Here is a 17,586-nt window from a genome sequence, read left to right on the forward strand (position 1 = left end):
GACCACCCCCGGCCCCGCCTCGGCCGGGCCACCGGGTCCGCCGTCCGGTGCGGTCAGGCGACCGCGGCCAGGGAGTCCGCCAGCCGGCGCCGGGCCGCGCGGGCCGCGGGCAGCGCCGCGAGGGCGGCGGCGCCGAGCATGGTGGCCGCGCCGAAGCCCAGCAGCAGCCACACCGGCGGATCCTGCGCGATGCCCGCCCCGATGCCGCTGGAGCGGCCCTGCGCGTCGATCAGCCAGTGGGCGAGCGGGGCGCCGAGCGCGGCGGCGGCCACGAACGCGGCCAGGGCGGTGCAGCCCATGGCCGTCATGGTGACCGCGGTGATCTGCCGCGGGGACAGGCCGACGGCCTTCCATGCCAGCAGGTCGCGCTCGCCCTCGCGGACGGTTCCGCCGATCGCGGTGAGCACCTCCACGAGCCCGATGAGGGCCAGGACGAGGATGAGTCCCGCCACCACCCCGCGCAGCGGGGACAGCTCGTCGGCCGGGTTGGCGGCGGCGTGCACGTCCAGCCGGTCGTGCGCGGCGGCCGTCAGCCGCCCGGCGACGGTGTGCGGGTCGGCGCCGGGCACCAGGCGCACCTGGTAGAGGGTCGGGGCGAGCCGCGGGTCGTTCTCGCGGAGGGTGTCGAGCGAGGTGGAGATGACCCGGCCGGCGTTCTCCGGTTCGATGCTGCGGCCGACGATGTGCAGGATCTGCGGCTGGTCGCCGACGGTCATCCGGACCCAGTCGCCGACGCGCACGTCCAGCAGGTCGAGCAGGCCCTGTCCGGCGACCGCCTCGTCGCTCTGGCGCGCCGCCCGGCCCTCGGCGAGGGCGTACGGGTAGGGGTCGTGCCGGGTGCCCAGGCCGCGCAGGGCGATCGTGGCCGTCTGCCCCGGCACCAGCGCGGCCACCTCGACACCCGGATAGGCGGCGGCGACCTGCGGATCGCGTGCCAGCAGGGCGCGGACCTCCCGGTCGCCGAGTCCCGCGCGCGGGTGCACGGTCAGCGCGGCGGGCACACCGATCCGCTCCGGGCTGCTGTGGAAGCGGTCGAGGGTGGTCCAGGCGCTCATCGCCACCACGATCAGCAGCAGCGGCAGCGCCAGCCGGGCGACCGTGGCCAGGGAGCGGGCCGGCCGTGAGAAGGCGGTGTGCAGGCCGAGGACCAGGGGCGCGGGCACGTTGATCTCCAGGGCGCGTCGCAGCGGCGCGGCCAGCCGCCTCCCGGAGCCGCCCCGGACGGCGCTCGGCGCACGGCCCGCGCGACCGGCGGGCCGTGCGCCGGGCACCGGCGGGACGCGGCCCGCGCGCCAGGCCGCGAGCCCCGTCGTCGCCGCGATGAACAGCACCGCGCCCGCCGGGACGGCCAACTGCGTCGGCGTGTGGCCGGGCAGCACCCGCCACATCCGGACGGCGTCCCCCAGCCGGCCCGGGACCCCGCTGCCGAGCGCGTCCGTCAGCGCGACGGCCGCGACGGCGCCGGACAGGGCGTACGCGATGTGCTGCGAGAGGAAGACCCGTACCACCTGGCTGGGGGTGAAGCCGACCGCCTTCAGGACGGATATGTCGCGCAGGTGCCCGCGGATGCGGGTGGCGATCGCCCCGTGCACGGCGAACCCGGCGGCCACCAGCGCGCCGAGGCCGAACAGCCCCAGCACCTGGCCCAGCAGCCGGTTGTCGCCCTGGGCCTCGGCGCGGGCCTGCTGCCAGGTGGCGACCTCGCCGATGGCGCCCGAGCCGAGGACCGTGACGGCGCGCTGCACCGCGTAGTCCGTCTCGGCGGGGTCGGCCAGCCGCAGTCCGACGACCTGGCCGGTGGGACGGTGCACGGCGGCGGGCAGCGCCCAGACGAGACCGGGCTGCTCACCCGGGCGGTAGCGGGCCTCGGCGGTCTCCGCGATCCCGGCCACGGTGAGCGTTCCGCCGCCGTCCGGCAGCGAGAGCCTGTCGCCGGGGCCGGCCAGCAGGGCGCGGGCCAGGCGGCTCTCCAGGACCACGCCGTCGGGCGCGGCGGCGTCCAGCCAGTGCCCGGCGGTGAGCAGTGGACGGCCGACCGAGGGGAGCCCGGAGGTGGCCCGCAGCTCCACGGTGGCGCGGGCGCCGCGGGCGCCGAGGGTGGTCACGGCGGTGGCGTAGGGCCCGGCCACCCCCTCGACCCCGGCCACGGCCCTGAGCCTGCCGAGATCGGTGGCGGTGCCGGTGTGGATCCACACGTGGGCGCCGCGGGTCTGGGAGAAGACCCGCTGCCAGGGGTTGGTGGCGTAGCCGAACAGCGCGGCGGCCAGCAGCAGCGACACCACCACTCCGGCGGTGGCGAGCACGAGGAAGAGCGCCTCGCCGCGGTGCGCGCGCAGGTCGGAGTGTGCCCAGCGCAAGGTGGCGCGCATGAGATCCAGCCCTTCCGGTGGGTCCGAGAGATCGGTGCGTGTCGGGGTGCGGCCGTACGGCGGTGAGCGGGCTCGTCAGTCCTTGAGCTCCAGCACGCCCGAGGTGCCGGGCCGGCGCGCGGGGGCGGTGTCGAGCTGGGCGTCGTCGGCGATCCGGCCGTCGAAGAAGCTGATGACCCGGCCGGCGGCGCTCGCCAGCCGGGCGTCATGGGTGACCAGCACGATCGTCTGCCCCCGCTGGTGGAAGCGGGACAGCAGCCGCATCACCTCGCGGGTGCCCTTGCTGTCCAGGCTGCCGGCGGGCTCGTCGGCCAGCAGCAGCGGCGGATGGTTGACCAGGGCGCGCGCCAGGGCGACCCGCTGCTGCTCGCCGCCCGACAGCTCGCCCGGCATGCTGCGTTCCTTGCCGGCGATGCCCAACTCGGCGAGCAGCGCCTCCCGTTCGGCGCGGGCGCGGCGGGGCGGCACGCCGGCGAGGAGGGCCGGAAGCTCCACGTTGTCGGCGACCGACAGGTTGGAGACGAGGTTGAAGAACTGGAAGACGATGCCGATGCGGCGCCGGCGCTCCACCGCCCAGCGGGTCTCCCGCCAGGCGTCGGTGCGTTCGCCGCCCAGCCAGAGGCTGCCGCTGTCGGGCTGCTGGAGCCCGCCGAGCAGGTGCAGCAGCGTGGACTTGCCCGCCCCCGAGGGGCCGGTGATCGCCACGAACTCGCCCTGGCGGACGCACAGATCGACCCCGCGGACGGCGTGTGCCGGACCGCTCTCGCCGTGGTGCGTCCTGACCAGGCCCTCGGCGCGCAGCACGGGAGCGGGGCCGTCACTCACTCCAGGTCCTCCAGCTCTTCCTGGCACCTTTCCAGCCAGTCGAGGTCTGCCTGAAGGTGCAGCATCGCACCCTCGATGAGGAGGTGGGCGATGCGGTTGTCCCGGTCTTCCGCGGCGGCCAGCTTCGACAGGTCGCGCATCGAGTTGAGGTACTGGCGCCGCTGCTTGTTGATCAGCGCGATCTGGTCGGCGATGCCGGTCCGCGGGGCGAGGGCCAGCTTCATGAAGAAGTCGTCCCGCACCCGTGGTTCGTCCTCGGGCCTGTCGTACCAGGCGCGGAGCTCGTCCTGCCCGGTCGGGGTGAGGCGGTACACCTTCTTGTTGGGCCGGCTGGACTGTTCGATGTCCTCGCCCTCGATGAGTCCCTGCTTCTCGAGGCGGCCGAGGGTCACGTAGATCTGGCCGACGTTCGGCTGAGGGTACGCGGAGCCCAGCAGTTGCTCAAGGCCCTGCTTGAGCTCGTAGCCGTGGGCAGGTCCCCGGGCCAGGAGGGCAAGGAGGGGCAGGCGCACTACCGTCGTCCTCCTGTCCTCGTAAAGTGTCCCTGGATCTAGTATCGCCCATACCTAACGGGTATACATGGCCTTCGAGCCGTGGTGACACCGCCGGCGGCCACCGACGACGCCGGCGCACAGGGAGGAACCTATGCGGTGGCTCAGGGCCGCGGGTAGGTGCCTCCTCGTTCTGGGCGTCGTCCTGACCGGGTGCGTGTCGTCGAACGGCCCGTCCGCCGACGCCGGGGACGGGCGGGGGCCGCTCACGCTGGCCACCGCCGGGGACCTCACCGGCTATCTGGGCACCGTGCTGGACGGGTGGAACCGGACCCATCCGGGGGAGCGGGTGACGCTCGTGGAGCTGCCCGACTCCGCCGACGAGACCCACGCGCAGATGGTCACCGACCTGCGCGGCGGCGACCGCAGCCGGTTCGACGTCCTCAACATCGACGTCACCTGGACCGCGGAGTTCGCGGCCGCCGGGTGGATACGGCCGCTGGACCCCGGCCGCTTCCCGCTCGGCTCCTTCCTGCGGCCGGTCGTGGACACCGCGACCTACGACGGCCGGCTCTACGCGGTGCCCTACGTCACCAACGCCGGACTGCTGCTGTACCGCAAGGACGTCCTCGCGAAGGCGGGCGTGCCGCCGCCGCGGACCTGGGCCGAGCTGGAACGGGACGCGAAGACCATCGCGCCGAAGTACGGACTGGACGGCTACGCGGGCCAGTTCCTGCCCTACGAGGGCCTGACGGTGAACGCCGCCGAGGCCGTCTACTCGGCGGGCGGCACCATCCTCGGCGACGAGGGCGACCGGGTCACGGTGAACTCCGCGGCGGCCCGGGAGGGCATCGACTTCCTGGCCCGCGGCGTACGGGAGGGCTGGATCCCGAAGCAGGCCCTGTCGTACAAGGAGGAGGAGTCCAAGCAGGCGTTCCAGGACGGCCGGCTGCTCTTCCTGCGCAACTGGTCCTACGCGTACGCCGTCGCCTCGGCCCCCGGCTCCCCGGTCGCCGGGAAGATCGGCGCCGTGCGGCTGCCGGGCCCCGACGGGCTGGGCACCAGCGTGCTCGGCGGCTCCGACCTGGCCGTCAACTCCCATGCGCGGCACCCCGATTCGGCCGCCCGCCTGATCGCGTACCTGACCAGTGAGCAGGTCCAGCGCCAGGTGCTCACCCTCGGCGCGCTGCCGCCCGTACGGGCCGCCCTGTACGAGGACCCGGCGCTGGTGCGGCGCTTCCCCTACCTGCCCACGCTGCGCGCGAGCGTGCTCTCCGCGGCGCCGCGGCCCAAGAGCCCGCGGTACGGCCAGGTGAGCCTGGTGGTGCAGGCGGTCGTGCGCGACGCGATGACCGGACACGAGACGCCCGAGGCGGCGGTCCGGCGGCTGGCCCGCGAACTCGCCGCGGTGCCGCAGCGCTAGAACGGCACCTCAGACCTTTCTAGTTACTTGTTAGGTAACGCGCAGGTCTCATCTGACGCCCTTCCGGGCTGATTTGTCGCCATAAACTCCCCCTGCTCACGCGCCGGTTTCGCGCATCTCGTTGACACGTCCCAGACACGCTTACTTAACATGCATGCATAACCACCAGGCACCAGAGACAGGCAGTGGGTTGAACATGCACCGTTGGTGGCGCGACGCGGTCATCTACCAGGTGTACGTCCGCAGCTTCCTGGACAGCACCGGAGACGGCATCGGCGACCTCGCCGGAGTCCGCGCCGGACTGCCGTACCTGAAGAAGCTCGGCGTCGACGGGATCTGGCTGAGCCCCTTCTACCCCTCGCCGCAGCACGACCACGGCTACGACGTCGCCGACTACCGCGACGTCGACCCGGTCTTCGGCGACCTCGACGAGTTCGACCGGCTCATGGCGGCGGCCCGCCGGCTCGGCATCCGGGTGCTGCTCGACATCGTGCCCAACCACTGCTCCTCGGAGCACCCGTGGTTCCGCGAGGCCCTCGCCGCGCCGCCCGGCAGCCCCGAGCGCGCCCGCTTCCACTTCGCCGACGGCCGCGGACCCGACGGCGCCGAACCGCCCAACAACTGGCACGCCATGTTCGGCGGCCCCGCCTGGACCCGGATCACCGAGGCCGACGGCCGCCCCGGCCAGTGGTACCTGCACATGTTCACGCCCGACCAGCCCGACTGGAACTGGCGCGAACCCGAGATCGCCGCCGAGTTCGACCGCGTCCTGCGCTTCTGGCTGGACCGGGGCGTCGACGGCTTCCGCATCGACGTCGCCGCCGGCCTCTACAAACACCCCGCACTGCCCGACTCCGACGACCCGGAGGCCGACGCCCGCACCCGCGACTCGGTCAACCCGCTCGCCTGGAACCAGCCCGAGGTGCACGACGTCTGGCGGCACTGGCGGTCGGTCTGCGAGGAGTACGCGGCCCGGGACGGCTCCGAACGCCTCCTCGTCGGCGAGGTCTCCGTCCCCACCGCCCGCGAACACGCCCGGTACGTCCGCCCCGACGAACTCCACCAGGCGTTCTTCTTCGACCTGCTCGGCGCCCCCTGGGACGCCGACGCCTTCCGCAAGGTCATCGCCGAGGCCATGCAGGACATCGCCGGCACCGGCTCCACCGTCACCTGGGTCCTCAACAACCACGACCAGGTCCGCACGGTCACCCGCTACGGCGAACCCACCCCCGAGGGCAGCGGCCTCGGCCCGGCTCGCGCCCGCGCCGCCGCGCTGCTCATGCTGGCGCTGCCCGGAGCCGCGTACATCTACCAGGGCGAGGAGCTGGGCCTGCCCGAGGTCGTCGACCTGCCCGACGACGTCCTCACCGACCCCATCTTCCGCCGCACCGGCAGCCGCGCCCGCATCCGCGACGGCTGCCGGGTGCCGCTGCCCTGGTCGGGCCAGGCGTCCCCGTTCGGCTTCACCCCCGGAGCCGAGAGCGCCAAGCCCTGGCTCCCGCAGCCCGAGTACTTCGCCGAGTACGCCACCGACCGCGCCCTCGCCGACACCCGCTCCTTCTGGCACCTGTACCGCGACGGACTCCAACTGCGTGCCGCACTGGCTCAGTTGGGCGAGGGCGAGCTGCGCTGGCTGGACAGCCCGCCCGGCGTGCTCGGCTTCGTCCGCGGCGACGGCCTGGTGTGCGCCGTCAACTTCGGTACGTCACCGACCCCCGCGCCGGTCCCCGGCACCCCGCTCCTGGCCAGCGGCCCCACTCCGGCCGGGATCCTCCCCGGCTCGACCGCCGCCTGGTGGATCAACGACCTCTGAACAACCAGCAGTCGACAGCACTCGAAGGGACATCAACGATGATGCGACGCCGTACGACCCTGCTCACCAGCTGCACCGCCCTCGTCCTCGCGCTCGGCGCCACCGCCTGCGGCAGCGGCGACCCCGTCTCCGCGGGCGGCGGCGACAAGGCGCTCAGCGGCCAGACCGTCACCGTGGCCGGCGTCTGGTCCGGCACCGAGCAGAAGAACTTCCAGAAGGTCCTGGACGCGTTCAGCGCCAAGACCGGCGCCAAGACCCAGTTCGTCTCCACCGGCGACAACGTCTCCACCGTCGTCGGCAGCAAGATCGAGGGCGGCAACGCACCCGACGTCGTCATGGTCCCGCAGGTCGGCGTCCTCCAGCAGTTCGCCAAGGAGGGCTGGCTGACCCCGCTGTCCGCCACCGCCGAGAAGTCCGTCGAGGCCGGCTACGCCCCCGTCTGGAAGAACTACGGCAGCGTCGACGGCACCCTCTACGGCCTCTACTTCAAGGCCGCCCACAAGTCGACCGTCTGGTACAGCCCCGACGCGTTCAGCCAGGCCGGCGTCAAGCCGCCCGCCTCCTACGACGACATGCTCAAGGTCGGCCACACCCTCTCCGACTCCGGCCTCGCGGCCTTCTCGGTCGGCGGCCAGGACGGCTGGACCCTGACCGACTGGTTCGAGAACGTCTACCTCTCCCAGGCCGGACCCGAGAAGTACGACGCCCTCGCCGCCCACAAGCTGCCGTGGACCGACCCCTCCGTCGTCACCGCGCTCACCACCCTCGGCAAGCTGTTCAAGGACAGGGAACTCGTCGCCGGCGGCCAGAAGGAAGCGCTGAACACCGACTTCCCGAGCTCCGTGGAGAAGGTCTTCGGTCCCAAGCCCGACGCGGGCATGGTCTACGAGGGCGACTTCGTCGCCGGCGTCGCCCACGACCAGTTCGGCAGGACCATCGGCAAGGACGCTGACTTCTTCCCCTTCCCCGCCGTCGGCACCGGCAAGGCACCCGTCGTCAGCGGCGGCGACGCGGCCGTCGTCCTCAAGGACGGCAAGAACGCCAAGGCCGGCATGAAGCTCCTCGAATACCTCGCCACCCCCGAGGCCTCCGCCGTGTGGGCCAAGGCCGGCGGCTACCTCTCCCCGAACAAGGACCTCCCGCTCGACTCCTACGCCGACGACGTCACCCGCGCCACCGCCAAGTCCCTCGTCGACGCCGGCGACTCGGTCCGCTTCGACATGTCCGACCAGGCCCCCGCGGCCTTCGGCGGCACCAAGGGCGCCGGCGAGTGGAAGCTCCTCCAGGACTTCCTGCGCGACCCCTCCGACCCCAAGGGCACCGCGGCCAAGCTGGAAGCGGCCGCGGCCAAGGCCTACAAGGGCTGACGCGTCATGACATCCACCCTGGTCAAGCAGACGGTGAGCCCGCCGTCCGCCGGACCCGCCGAAAGGGCCCGCCGTTCCCGGCGGCGGGCCCGGGCCGTCGCCCTGCTCTTCGTCCTCCCGGCGCTGCTCCTGCTGGGCGCCCTCGTCGTCTACCCCGTGCTGTTCTCCGTCGGCCGCAGCTTCTTCGACGCCTCCGGCGACCGCTTCGTCGGCGCCGACAACTACACCGAGATGTTCCGCGACCCGGCCACCCTCAAGGCCGTACGCAACACGGCGATCTGGGTCGTCGTCGCCCCGACCCTGCTCACGGGCCTCGGCCTGGTCCTGGCCGTCCTGGTGGAGAAGGTCCGCTGGGCGACCGCCTTCAAGCTGCTGCTGTTCATGCCGATGGCCGTGTCCTTCCTCGCCGCGGGCATCGTCTTCCGCCTCGCCTACGACGAGGACCCCGCCAAGGGCGTCCTCAACGCGGCCGTCGTCAGCGTCCACGACGCGTTCAAGTCCACCTCCGCGTACCCGACGGCACGGGCCCGCGACGGCCACGGCCTCACCGCGGACCGGGACGGCTCCTACCGCACGGACCGGCCGGTGTCACCGGGCACCGCCGTGGACCTCGGCATGGTGGGCGTCGCCCCCGGCGACATCCCCGGCGACGCGCGCCCGGCGTACGCGGCCGCACAGCGTCCCGCGGCGGCCGACGAGGTCAGCGGAGTCGTCTACCTGGACTTCACCCCCGGCGGGGGAGGGGAACAGGGCAAGGTCGACCGCGCGGAGAACGGACTGCCGAGGATGCGCGTCGAGGCGGTCGCCGCGGACGGCACCACCGCCGGTACGGCGACCACGGCAGCCGACGGCTCCTACCGCTTCACCGGCCTCAAGACGGCGGCCACGTACACCCTGCGCCTCCCCGCCTCCAACTTCGCCCAGCCCTACCAGGGCGTCTCCTGGCTCGGCCCGGCCCTGGTCACCCCCGCCATCATCGGCGCCTACCTGTGGATCTGGACCGGCTTCGCGATGGTCCTGATCGGCGCCGGCCTCACGGCGCTGCCGCGCGACGCCCTGGAGGCGGCGCGGATGGACGGCGCCAACGAGTGGCAGATCTTCCGGCGCATCACCGTCCCGCTGCTGGCACCCGTCCTGACCGTGGTCTTCGTGACGCTGGTCATCAACGTGATGAAGGTCTTCGACCTCGTCTACATCATCGCGCCAGGACCGGTGCAGGAGGACGCGACCGTGCTGGCCACCCAGATGTGGCTGGTGTCGTTCGGCGGCGGCAACAACCAGGGCCTGGGCAGCGCGCTCGGCGTCCTCCTCCTCCTGCTGGTCGTCCCGGCGATGGCCTTCAACGTCCGCCGCTTCCGAAGGAGTCAGCGATGAACGCGATCCGCCGCGGCCTCGGCAACGGCCTGGTGCAGGCCTTCCTGGTGCTGATCGGCCTGGTGTGGCTCACCCCGCTGGCCGGCCTGCTCCTGTCGTCCCTGCGGTCGGCGCAGGACACGGCGAAGGGCGGCTGGTGGACGGTGTTCTCCAGCCCCGGGCAGCTGTCCTTCGCCAACTACACGGCGCTGCTGAAGAACTCCGGCATGACGCAGTCGCTGTGGAACACGGTGCTCATCTCGGTGCCGGCCACGTTCCTGGTGGTGGTCATCGCGGCCCTGGCCGGCTACGCCTTCGCCTGGCTCGACTTCCCCGGCCGGGACGGCGTCTTCCTGGTGGTGGTCGCCCTCCTGGTCGTCCCGGTCCAGATCGGCCTCCTGCCCGTCGCCAAACTCTTCGGCGAACTGGGCCTGTTCGGCTCGATCCCGGGCGTGGTCCTCTTCCACGTGGCCTACGGCCTGCCGTTCGCGGTGTTCCTGCTGCGGAACTACTTCGCGGAGATGCCGAAGGAGATGCTGGAGGCGGCCCGCATGGACGGCGGCAGCGAGTGGCGCATCTTCGTCCAGCTGGTCCTCCCGGTGGGCCGCCCGGCCATCGCCAGCCTCGCCGTCTTCCAGTTCCTCTGGGTCTGGAACGACATGCTGGTCGCCCTCCTCTTCGCGGACAGCTCCTCCCAGCCACTGACGGTGGAACTCCAGTCCCAGATCCGCCAGTTCGGCAGCAACATCGACGTACTGGCGCCGGGGGCGTTCGTGTCGCTGGTGGTACCGGTGGTGGTGTTCTTCGCCTTCCAGAAGCATTTCGTGCAGGGGGTCATGGCGGGGTCGGTGAAGTAGCGGCCGCACAGCCCGCGGCAGCCGGTCCTGACGTCCAGGGCCGGCTGTTCGCCGTTCCGTCTGCCGACCAAGACGTTCGGATCAGCAGGGGATTCGGCCGGCCCCGGGCCTCCCCCGGCCTGGCGACTCGCGCAGGCTCGCTGTCGCCACGCCTCGCCGCGATGCCGGAGCCCGGCCGCGGCAGGGGGGCCAGGACTCCGGTCACGGGAGGAGCGCGGCACAGGGGCGCGGCACGGGCGGTCACGTCGACCTTCAGGACGGTGTCGGCGTCAGCCGGACCAGGTCCGGGCCGCCGCGCCAGGTCGGGGCGCACCGCACGATGTCGTGGAAGAAACGATCGACCTCAGGCCCGTGGCGAACGGGGCCGTCCCCCACGACCCCTTCGTCGTCGTCGCCCGGACCCGGCCGGTTCCCCGTCATGAGCGGCGGCCGACAGGGAACCGGCGAGGGGCGGGGGTCGTGGCGGTACCACCTGGGGGATGGCCGCCCCGGCACGGCCCGCCCTCGTGCGCCGCCGTCGGGGACCGGCAGCGGCACCCGGAGACGAGACCGGCCCCGGCCCCCACCAGGACCGGGACCGGTCTCCGCGGAGCACGTGCCCGCCGCCCCCACGGCGACCGAGCACGTGACGCCCGCGGGCCGCCGTCCCGCGGAAGCGGAGGACGGCTGCCCGCACCCCACCGCTGACGGGACGCAACAGACGGGGGCGCGCCGGTGCGCGAGGCCGGTCCTGACCACCGGCCGGCGCGACGAGCGTCGCAGCCGCCGTCGCCGCGCGGCAAGCGCCAGCCGGTCAAGGTGCCCCATGAGGCACCGGCGGCGGACCGGTCAGGCAGTCCACGACGCGCGGGGCCGATGGCCGAGGACGCGTGCAGATGTGGGGTGACTCACATAATTTAACATTCAACGACCACCTCGTTTAATGTTCAACGAGTGTCCGACGTGCGGGCACGGATCACAAGATTGCGACCTGCCATGGGCATCTTCAGCCGCAACCGAACGAACGAATCCCAGGAAACGGAGAACACCACCGTGAGCACCCCGATCAAGGTAGCTGTCGTCTACTACTCCTCCACCGGCACGATCGCCGAGGTCGCCAAGGAGATGGCGCAGTACGCCGAGAAGGCAGGTGCCGAGGTGCGTCTGCTCAAGGCGGCCGAGCTGGCCCCGCAGGCGGCCATCGACTCCAACCCGGCCTGGGCCGCCAACGCCGTCGCCACCGCCGCCCTCCCGGAGGCCACCGCGGACGACATCGAGTGGGCCGACGCCGTGATCTTCGGCTCCCCCACCCGCTTCGGCAACATCGCCTCGCAGCTCAAGCAGTTCATCGACACCCTCGGCGGCCTCTGGGCGCAGGGCAAGCTCGCGAACAAGGTCTACAGCGGCTTCACGTCGTCCGCCACCGTGCACGGCGGCCAGGAGTCCACCCTCCTCGCCCTGTACACCTCCTTCCACCACTTCGGCGGCATCGTGGTCGCCCCGGGGTACACCCACGCCTCGAAGTTCGCCGACGGCAACCCGTACGGCACCTCGCACGTCGACGCGCAGGGCAACAACCCGGTGGACGACACGACCCGTGAGGCCGCGCGCGTGCAGGCCGAGCGCGTCGTGCACATCGCGACCGCCCTGAAGGCCGGCCTCTCCGCCTGAGTCCGCCCAGCCGCCGGCCACCGCGCCGGCGCCCGGTACCGGCCCGTCCACGAGCGATCGACCCGCCCGCGGACGGGCCGCCGCGTGCGGGGGGCGCCCCGCCTGCCCGCCGTGGAACCCGGAGTTCTCGCGCGAACGGCGGCCGCCCGGCGCGGCGAGCGGCGCCTCGGCCGTCCGGCCGCCCGTCCCGCCCCGGCGCCCTCGCCGAAGCCCTCGCCCGAGACCAGCAGCGGGTCGAACATCACGACGACGCCCGCGAGGACCAGGAACAGGACCGGGCCGATGAGCATCGGGACCGGCACCTTCGCCGGCGACGGCCCCGAGTCCGCCGCCCCCTGGACGTGCGGGTGGACGCCCACACCGGCCATCGCGATGGCGTGCATGCCGCTGACGGCCGCCCCCATGACGAGACTGGCGCCGAGGCTGGGCAGGAAGCCGCGGACACTCACCGCGGCCCAGAGCGCCGCCGTCGCGGCGGCCACCGGCGACGACGACGGACAGCGCGACGACGCCGGGCCTGCTTTCAAGTCCGCATTCGCGGTCGACGACCGCGTATTCCGTCCCGGCGCGGGCGGTGGTGAATTCCCTTGCCCTTTCGGGCGTTTACGCTGCCCGAAGGCGAATTCCGCAGCACACGCCGCGGCCTCCGCCGGGAAATAGAATCGACCGACCATGCGCTTTCAGATCCTCGGGCCCCTCCGGCTCTGGCGGGGCTCCGCCGACGTGCGACTCGGCCCTCCCAAACAGCGGGCCCTGTTGGCCCTGCTGCTGGCGCACGCCGGCCAGCCGGTGCCGCTGCACGAGATCGTGGACGCGCTGTGGCACGAGGACCCCCCGGCGACGGCGGCCAACGTGGTGCACCGCCACGTCGCCGCGCTGCGCCGGCTGCTCGAACCCGAGCTGGTCTCCGGCACCGCCTCCAGCCGTCTGGTCCGCGCCTCGGGCGGCTACGCCCTCCAGGTCTCCGGTGACGAACTGGACCTGCTGCGGTTCCGGGCGCTGTGCGAGGACGCCAGGGACGCGGCACGGCGGGCCGACCCGGCGCGGGCCGTGGAGTCGCTGGTCGAGGCGCTGGACCTGTGGCGGGGCCCCTCCGCGTCCGGGATCCCTCCCGAGGTGCGCGCCCTGCCGGTCTTCACGGCCATCGACGACGAGCACGTCGTGGCCGTGAAGGAGGCCGCCGGGCACCTGCCCACCGCCGGTGCCGCACTTACCGAACGCGTCCTGGTCACGCTGCGCCAGTCCGCCGCCCACCACCCGTTCGACGAGGCGCTGCAGGCCCGGCTCGTCGAGCTGCTGGCCGCCGCGGGGCGTCAGGCGGAGGCGCTGGAGACGTACCGCACGGTGCGGGCCCGCCTCGCCGAGGAGATCGGCCTCGACCCCGGCCCCGAACTCCGCGCGGCACACCGCGCCGCACTGGAGCAGTCACGGCCACCGGCCGGTGATCCGGCGGAAGCGGCGGCGGCGAGACCGGCACGGACCCCGTCGGCCGCCCCGGCACGGGATCGTCGGACACTCGCGTCCGACCCGTCCGCACCGGCCGCCCTCTCCCCCGCGGCCGCCACCGCCCTCGTCACCGACCCGGCCGCTCCCCCCGCCACCGCCTCGGGCCCGGCCGCCGACGCCCCCGAGCCCACGCATCCCGCTCAACTCCCCCGGGACTTGCGCGCCTTCGCAGGCCGCGGTGCCGAGCTGGAGCACCTGGACACGTTGGTGCCGGGGCCGGGTGAACCCGCACAGGCCGTCGTCATCAGCGGTATGGCCGGCGTCGGCAAGACCACGCTCGCCGTGCACTGGGCCAACCGCCTCGCCCCCCGCTTCCCCGACGGGCAGGTCTACGTGGACCTGCGCGGCTTCCATCTGAGCGGGGCGGCGATGAGCGGGGCCGAGGCGCTGCGCGCGCTGCTCGACGCCTTCGGCGTGCCCGTCGGCCGCATCCCCGCGGAACTGGGCGCGCAGGCCGCGGCCTACCGCCGGCTGCTGGCCGGCCGGCGCGTCCTCGTCGTCCTGGACAACGCCCTCGACTCCGAGCAGGTACGTCCGCTCCTGCCGGCGCCGGACGGCTGCCTGGCCGTCGTCACCAGCCGCCACCAGCTCCAGGGGCTGATGGCCGTCGAGGGCGCGCACGCGCTCACCCTGCGGCAGCCGGACGAGGACGAGGCCCGCGCGCTCCTCGGCCGGCGGCTCGGCGAGGACCGCGTCGCCCGCGAGGAGGGGGCGGCCTCCGAGATCATCGGCCTGTGCGAGCGGCTGCCGCTGGCGCTGGCCGTCGTCAGCGCCCGCGCGGCGCTCAACCCCGGATATCCGCTGGCGGCGATCGCCGGTGAACTGCGCGCGGGCCACGGCAGTCTCGACGCGTTCTCCGGGGAGCCGCCCCTCGCCGACGTGCGCTGCGTCTTCTCCTGGTCCTACCGGGCGCTGACCCCGGAGGCGGCCCGGCTCTTCCGGCTGCTCGCCCTGCACCCGGGTCCCGACTGCTCGGTCGCCGCCGCGGCCGGACTGGCCGCCGTCCGGCCACGCCAGGTGCGCGCCCAGCTGACCGAGCTGGTCAGGGCGCACCTGCTGTCCGAGAACGAGCCCGGCCGGTACTCCCTGCACGGCCTGCTGCGCGCCTACGCCGCGGAACTCGTCGAGGAGCTCGACTCCCGCCAGGACGCCGAAGCGGCGCACACCCGGCTGCTCGACCACTACCTGCACAGCGCGCACGCGGCGGAGGCCGCCCTCGCCCCGCACCGCGAGCGGATTTCCCTGCACCGCCCGGCCCCGCACACGCTGCCCGAGCGGTTCCCCGACCAGAAGGCCGCGGCCGACTGGTTCGACCGTGAACGCGCGGTGCTGCTGGCCGCCGTCGACCACGACGTCCGCCGCGGCGACGGCGGCTACGGCTGGCGGCTGGCGGCCGTGCTGGAGCTGTACCTGGACCGCAACGGACGCTGGCAGCAGCAGCGGACCGTCCAGACGGCCGCCGTCACCGCGGCCCAGCGCGGGGGCGACCTGACGGGCCAGGCGCACGGCCACCGGGCGCTCGGCTTCGCGCTGAGCCGGCTGGGGCAGTGGGACGGGGCCGACGAACACCTGCACCGCGCGCTCCAGTTGTCCGAGGAGCTGCGCGACACGTGCGGCCAGGCCCGCGTCCACCGGTACTGGGCGTTCGTCGCCAACCGGCACGGCCGGCACGCCGACGCGCTGGACCACTACCGGCAGGCGCTGGAGCTGTACCGCTCCGCCGGCCACCTCAACGCCGAGGGGAGCGTGCACAACGAGGTGGGCTGGACGTACCTGCTGCTGGGCGCGTACGACAAGGCGCTGGACGAGTGCGGACGTTCGCTGGCCGTCCACCGGAAGACCGGCGACCCCAACGGCGAGGCGGCGGCCTGGGACAGCCTGGGCGTCGCCCACCTTCGGCTGGGACGGCTCGACCGGGCGCTGGACGGCTTCCGTCACGCGCTCGCGCTGTACCGGCGGATCCGGGACTCCTATCTGGAGGCCGACACGCTCGCCCACATCGCCGACACGCATCTCGCGGCGGGGCGGACCGAGAACGCCGCCAAGGCGCTCGGGCAGGCGCTGGAGATCCTGGAGGGCATCGGTCATCCGGACGCCGAGGGCGTCCGGGGCAGACTCCTCGAACTGGGCTGAACCGCAGGCCGGCGCGGACCGTGTACCACCTGGCGGCACGGTGCGGAGCGGTACCGACGGTGCCGTGAGGGCCGGCCGTGGGCCGCCCTCCCTCCGGCGTGCGCCCGGTCAGGATTCCGTCAGTTTTCCGGCGGCACCGGCTGCCTACGATCGCGCGGAAACAGGCACGAGAACGCGTCGTGCCCGTCGGCGACGAGCCTCGAACCGGTTCGCCCGGCGCTCCGACTCCGCCCGTGCGCACCGCGCCGGAGGGCGGAACCCTGCCCCACGGGATTGACATGACTTGCGCTCTCGCGCCGGCCGAGCCTCCGACGGCACCTCGCGACCACCTTCTGCGGGCACTGGCGGCCGACCACACCAAACCGCTGCTGGCCTACGTCGAACGCATGCTGCGGGACCGCCACACGGCGGAGGACATCGTGCAGGAGACCCTGATCAGGGCCTGGCACCACGCGGAGCGGCTGTACGAGAACGAGGGGTCGGTGCACGGCTGGCTGCTGACCGTGGCCCGCAATCTCACCATCGACCGGATACGCAGCGCCTATCACCGTCATGAGTCCCCGGGCTCGGAGTATCCGGGCCCGGAGTTCGCGGGGGTGCTGGAGGACGACCACGCCGACACGGTGGCGGCCTCGGTGGACGCCGTGTCGCTGCTGCGGCATCTCTCCCGGGAGCACCGGGAGGTGCTGGTGCACACGTACCTCAACGACAGGACCGTGCAGGAGACCGCCAGGATCCTCGGGGTCCCCGCGGGTACCGTCAAGTCGCGGCAGCACTACGCACTTCGGCAGCTGCGGCTCCGGGCGCACGCGCGGGCGGCCGCGGACGCGCGGGCCGCCTGAGGCCTCACAGCAGGCCGTTGCGCAGGGCGAAGGCGACCGCGTGGACGCGGTTGCGCAGGCCGTGGCGCGCGATGATCTCGTGGATGATGTATTTGACGGTTCGTTCCGAGTAGTGGAGAGCGGCGGCGATCTCCGTCGTGCTGAACCCCGCGGCCAGTTGCCGCAGCACCGCCAGTTCCCTGGTGGTGAGGGACGACGACGCGTCGTCGGCGCCGGCGCCCTGGTCGTTCCACTGCCGGTTACGGATCTGCTCCAGCAGTGATCCCAGCAGGGACTGGGGCAGCGACGCGGCGCCGCGGGCCACCGCGCACAGCATCTCGGTGATGTCGGCGAGGGTGGTCCGCTCACGGGACATGAAGGCCACGAGGCCGAGCCCGACCACGCGGACGAGCTGTTCGGCGGTGGGCCGGTTGGCCACGAGGACGAGCCGGGGCGCCCCGGCCGGGTCCTCCGGGCAGTAACGCTTCAGCACCGCGAACGTCCTCTCGCCGAGGTCGTCCGTGATGAGCAGCAGGACGTCCGGTCGTTCCTCGGCGTCCGTCGGCAGTACGTGTACACGATCGTCGGCGATGAGATGTGCTTCGACGCCCTGCGCAGTCAGTCTGTCTTCTGCCAGGACGGTCACCTGCATGGGTCGCGACGGTTCAGAGCCGCTCACCTGGCGTCCTTTCCTGTTTCCGGATGGTGCTCGATTCGTGGGGCTGCGGGTCCGCTCACGCCGTCCCGCCCGGAGGCCGTAGGGCCTGCAGGCCGGTACGGCGTCCGGGTGGGACGGTGCGCGGGAGGTCCGCCGGGTGGCGTCAGAGGGTCTTGATCTGGCCGCCGTCGATGACGATCTCGGCGCCGGTGATGTTGGCGGCGAGGGGGGAGGCGAGGTAGAGGGTGAGGTCGGCGACCTCGGTGGCTTCGGTGATGCGGCCGGACGTGATGCCCATGCTCTGGGGTACGACGGTGTCG

At 73.2% G+C, this 17,586-nt stretch carries 14 protein-coding genes; 9 read left to right on the forward strand and 5 right to left on the reverse strand.

Annotated features, from left to right (window positions below; genetic code table 11):
- Positions 1–53: 53 nt before the first annotated feature.
- From ACIRQ9_RS33575 to ACIRQ9_RS33585, 3 genes are all read right to left on the reverse strand, one after another.
- The gene (locus ACIRQ9_RS33575) at positions 54–2,369 is read right to left on the reverse strand and encodes an FtsX-like permease family protein (protein WP_404182171.1); all 2,316 of its coding nucleotides are present in this window, start codon (positions 2,367–2,369) and stop codon (positions 54–56) included.
- Between the two features lie 75 nt (positions 2,370–2,444).
- Positions 2,445–3,194, reverse strand: a complete 750-nt coding sequence (locus tag ACIRQ9_RS33580; protein ID WP_404182174.1) for an ABC transporter ATP-binding protein — start codon at positions 3,192–3,194, stop codon at positions 2,445–2,447.
- Positions 3,191–3,706, reverse strand: a complete 516-nt coding sequence (locus tag ACIRQ9_RS33585; protein WP_404182177.1) for a PadR family transcriptional regulator — start codon at positions 3,704–3,706, stop codon at positions 3,191–3,193. Before ACIRQ9_RS33585 ends, ACIRQ9_RS33580 begins: the two co-directional genes overlap by 4 nt.
- Positions 3,707–3,839: 133 nt before the next feature.
- On the opposite strand from ACIRQ9_RS33585, the gene ACIRQ9_RS33590 reads away from it, so the two are divergent.
- The 9 genes from ACIRQ9_RS33590 (at position 3,840) to ACIRQ9_RS33630 (ending at position 16,629) form a co-directional block, all read left to right on the forward strand.
- Positions 3,840–5,108, forward strand: coding sequence for an ABC transporter substrate-binding protein (locus ACIRQ9_RS33590; protein WP_404182180.1), 1,269 nt, complete (start codon positions 3,840–3,842; stop codon positions 5,106–5,108).
- 196 nt (positions 5,109–5,304) lie between these two features.
- A complete protein-coding gene (locus ACIRQ9_RS33595; RefSeq protein ID WP_404182183.1) occupies positions 5,305–6,921 on the forward strand; it encodes a glycoside hydrolase family 13 protein in 1,617 nt (538 codons plus the stop codon).
- Positions 6,922–6,959: 38 nt separating this feature from the next.
- Complete coding sequence (locus tag ACIRQ9_RS33600) at positions 6,960–8,288, forward strand: ABC transporter substrate-binding protein (protein ID WP_404182186.1); 1,329 nt, start codon at positions 6,960–6,962, stop codon at positions 8,286–8,288.
- Between the two features lie 6 nt (positions 8,289–8,294).
- Entirely contained in the window at positions 8,295–9,662 is a 1,368-nt protein-coding gene (locus tag ACIRQ9_RS33605; RefSeq protein ID WP_404182189.1) for a carbohydrate ABC transporter permease, read from the forward strand.
- Complete coding sequence (locus ACIRQ9_RS33610) at positions 9,659–10,498, forward strand: carbohydrate ABC transporter permease (protein ID WP_404182192.1); 840 nt, start codon at positions 9,659–9,661, stop codon at positions 10,496–10,498. Before ACIRQ9_RS33605 ends, ACIRQ9_RS33610 begins: the two co-directional genes overlap by 4 nt.
- A 1,032-nt stretch (positions 10,499–11,530) precedes the next feature.
- Positions 11,531–12,148, forward strand: coding sequence for an NAD(P)H:quinone oxidoreductase (gene wrbA, locus ACIRQ9_RS33615; RefSeq protein WP_404182195.1), 618 nt, complete (start codon positions 11,531–11,533; stop codon positions 12,146–12,148).
- A 282-nt stretch (positions 12,149–12,430) separates the two neighbouring features.
- Positions 12,431–12,808 (forward strand): hypothetical protein, encoded by a 378-nt coding sequence (locus tag ACIRQ9_RS33620; RefSeq protein ID WP_404182198.1) that lies wholly within the window; start codon positions 12,431–12,433, stop codon positions 12,806–12,808.
- A 12-nt stretch (positions 12,809–12,820) separates the two neighbouring features.
- Entirely contained in the window at positions 12,821–15,787 is a 2,967-nt protein-coding gene (locus ACIRQ9_RS33625) for an AfsR/SARP family transcriptional regulator (RefSeq protein ID WP_404182201.1), read from the forward strand.
- A gap of 278 nt (positions 15,788–16,065) precedes the next feature.
- Positions 16,066–16,629, forward strand: a complete 564-nt coding sequence (locus ACIRQ9_RS33630; protein WP_404182204.1) for a sigma-70 family RNA polymerase sigma factor — start codon at positions 16,066–16,068, stop codon at positions 16,627–16,629.
- A gap of 4 nt (positions 16,630–16,633) precedes the next feature.
- Here the strand turns inward: ACIRQ9_RS33630 and ACIRQ9_RS33635 are convergent, their stop codons facing one another.
- On the reverse strand, positions 16,634–17,260 hold the full coding sequence (locus ACIRQ9_RS33635) for a LuxR C-terminal-related transcriptional regulator (protein WP_404182207.1): 627 nt from the start codon (positions 17,258–17,260) through the stop codon (positions 16,634–16,636).
- 169 nt (positions 17,261–17,429) lie between these two features.
- Positions 17,430–17,564, reverse strand: coding sequence for an SDR family oxidoreductase (locus tag ACIRQ9_RS33640; RefSeq protein ID WP_404182222.1), 135 nt, complete (start codon positions 17,562–17,564; stop codon positions 17,430–17,432).
- Positions 17,565–17,586 lie beyond the last annotated feature (22 nt).

The sequence above is a fragment of the Streptomyces sp. NPDC101237 genome, assembly GCF_044767465.1.
Classification (GTDB): domain Bacteria; phylum Actinomycetota; class Actinomycetes; order Streptomycetales; family Streptomycetaceae; genus Streptomyces; species Streptomyces gramineus.